Annotated in this window: 2 protein-coding genes and 1 pseudogene; all 3 read right to left on the reverse strand. The window is 30.3% G+C overall.

Annotated elements, in window-relative coordinates; all coding sequences use genetic code 11:
* Positions 1 to 161: 161 nt before the first annotated feature.
* Positions 162 to 1,202, reverse strand: coding sequence for a UDP-glucose--hexose-1-phosphate uridylyltransferase (locus tag HGB55_RS14680; RefSeq protein ID WP_168817779.1), 1,041 nt, complete (start codon positions 1,200 to 1,202; stop codon positions 162 to 164).
* 57 nt (positions 1,203 to 1,259) lie between these two features.
* Positions 1,260 to 2,279, reverse strand: a complete 1,020-nt coding sequence (mgrA, locus tag HGB55_RS14685; protein ID WP_168817781.1) for an L-glyceraldehyde 3-phosphate reductase — start codon at positions 2,277 to 2,279, stop codon at positions 1,260 to 1,262.
* 6 nt (positions 2,280 to 2,285) lie between these two features.
* Positions 2,286 to 2,638, reverse strand: a pseudogene (locus HGB55_RS14690) (galactokinase); the annotation flags it as partial.

A 2,638-nucleotide genomic window follows, 5' to 3' on the forward strand; every position in this document is an offset into this window, starting at 1 on the left:
TAATCTTCTGCATTTTTTTGATGCCCTTTCTTGTCTCTTGACACCCATAAACCGACCCCTAATATTAATACGGCATATGCTATAAAAATTAAGTAGTCCCAAATACTAAAACCTGCTGTCATAATAATCTATCTAATATTAAATATTATTTTATTCTTCTTTTATACTGCTGTATAATGGATATCCGGTAAATTTTTAATTGTCTCAGCTGCTTGCTCTGCAGTAATATCACGCTGAGGATTAGCAAACATTTCATATCCAACCATAAACTTTTTAACTGTTGCCGATCTTAATAATGGCGGATAAAAAGACATATGAAAATGCCATTCAGGATGCGGTTTTCCATCTGTTGGTGCTTGATGAATCCCCATTGAGTACGGAAATGATGTTGTAAAAATATTATCTAATTTAATAGTTGTTTTTTTTATAATTTCAGCAAAAGCAATCTTTTGGTCTTTATTTAATTCACCTATATGAGTTATCTTTTTCTTTGGTAAAATCATAGTTTCATAAGGCCAAACTGCCCAATAAGGAATTAATGAAACAAAATATTCGTTTTCTAATAATACACGTTGATCTAACTCTAACTCTTGATTTACGTAATCTTCCAACAAGCTTCTTTTATTTGTTTCCCAATATTCTTTTAATTTTATTTGTTTTTTAACTACTTCTTCTGGAATTGATCGTTGAGACCATATTTGTCCATGCGGATGTGGATTACTACAGCCCATAACATCTCCTTTATTCTCAAAAATTTGAACATGATTTATCCCATCTATCTCTCCTAACTCTTTATATTCTTTTTGCCATAAAGAAATTACATCTGTTATTGCGTCTACTTCCATTAAAGGTAATGTTAAAGAATGGTCAGGTGAAAAACAAACAACTTTACAAATACCTGATTCTGATTCCGCTTTTAACAATCCATCTGAAAACTCTTCAAAAGGAACATCATTTAAAAGTGCTGAAAAATCATTTATAAATGAATATGGCTTTTGATATTGTGGATTTACATCACCACTTGAGCGTTTATTTCCAGGACATAAATAACAAGTCTCACTATACTTAGGTTTCTTTTCTGTATTTATTTTTTCAACTTTACCTTGCCAAGGTCGCTTTGTTCTATGTGGTGATACCAGCACCCATTCTCCCGTTAAAATATTATATCTTCTATGGGGGTTTAAATTAAACTCTTTACTCATTCTATATTTATTTATTAAGGTTGTTCCTTTCTCCTTTTATAACTTACATAGTGCTTTTTATTGATTTAAAACACTATCTATATTCAATAATTCTTCATCTGAAAATTTTAAATTTTCAATACACTTTATATTTTCTAACAATTGTTCTTTCTTACTCGCTCCAATTAATACAGACGTAATCCTTTCATCTTTTAATAACCATGATATAGCCATTTGAGCTAAACTTTGTCCTCTAGATTGTGCTATTAAATTAAGATTTGATACTTTTTTTAGTATTTCTGAACTTATGAATTCTTTTTTTAAGAATCTTCCATCTCTTATTGCTCTTGAATCTTTAGGAAATCCTTTTAAATATTTATCAGTTAAAATTCCTTGATATAATGGAGAAAAAGCAATTGCACCAATTCCCTCATTTTCTAATGTATCTAGCAATTTATCTTCAACTCCTCTTAAAAACAAATTATATTTTGGCTGATGAATTAAACAAGGGGTACCTAATCTTTTTAATATTTTTGATGCCTTTAATGTTTCTTCTGGACTATAATTTGAAATACCTACATAAAGAGCTTTGCCTTGTCTTACTACCTGATCTAATGCAGTCATAGTTTCTTCAATTGGTGTTTCTGAATCCGGACGATGATGATAAAAAATATCTACATAATCCAGTTTCATCCTTTGTAAGCTTTGATCAAGGCTTGATATTAAATATTTCCTAGAACCAAAATTCCCATAAGGACCTTCCCACATATCATATCCTGCTTTTGTAGAAATAACTAGTTCATCCCTATAAGACTTAAAATTATCTTCTAATATTTTCCCTAAGTTTATTTCAGCAGCACCATAAGGTGGCCCATAATTATTTGCCAAATCAAAGTGGGTAATACCATTATCAAATGCAGTTTTTATAATTTCCGTAGAATTTTCAAAATTATCTGTAAACCCAAAATTATGCCAAAGACCTAATGAAATTATAGGTAATAATAACCCGCTTTTTCCTGTACGACGATATATCATACGATCATACCTACTTGAATTGGCATTATAATTTTCTTTTGTCTCTAGGCTATTTATGCTCATTATAAACTAATTTATAATTGTTGTTCCTTCACTAGGATTTGCTTCAAAAGCTGTTAATTTTATATTGAATTTTTTAAAATATGCTTCTGAAGCTGCTTCAATAAATTCTTCTACGGCTTCTTTATGAATTATATTTATGGTACATCCTCCAAAACCGCCACCCATCATACGTGCGCCAATAACTTCATTGTATTGTCTTGAAAAATCAACTAAAAAATCCAATTCCAGACAACTTACTTCATATAAATGTTGTAAACCCTCGTGTGTGTGATACATTAAATCTCCCAACTCTTTTAATCGATTATTTTTCAACGCTTCTACTGAATTCAACACTCGTTCCTTTTCTTCAACAACATACA

The organism is Lutibacter sp. B1, assembly GCF_012524075.1.
Taxonomy (GTDB): domain Bacteria; phylum Bacteroidota; class Bacteroidia; order Flavobacteriales; family Flavobacteriaceae; genus Lutibacter.

What these genes read in the sequence shown, in the direction of transcription:
- HGB55_RS14680 (WP_168817779.1), bottom strand. Translation starts at nt 1,202, where the DNA reads ATGAGTAAAGAGTTTAATTTAAACCCCCATAGAAGATATAATATTTTA.
- mgrA (WP_168817781.1), bottom strand. Translation starts at nt 2,279, where the DNA reads ATGAGCATAAATAGCCTAGAGACAAAAGAAAATTATAATGCCAATTCA.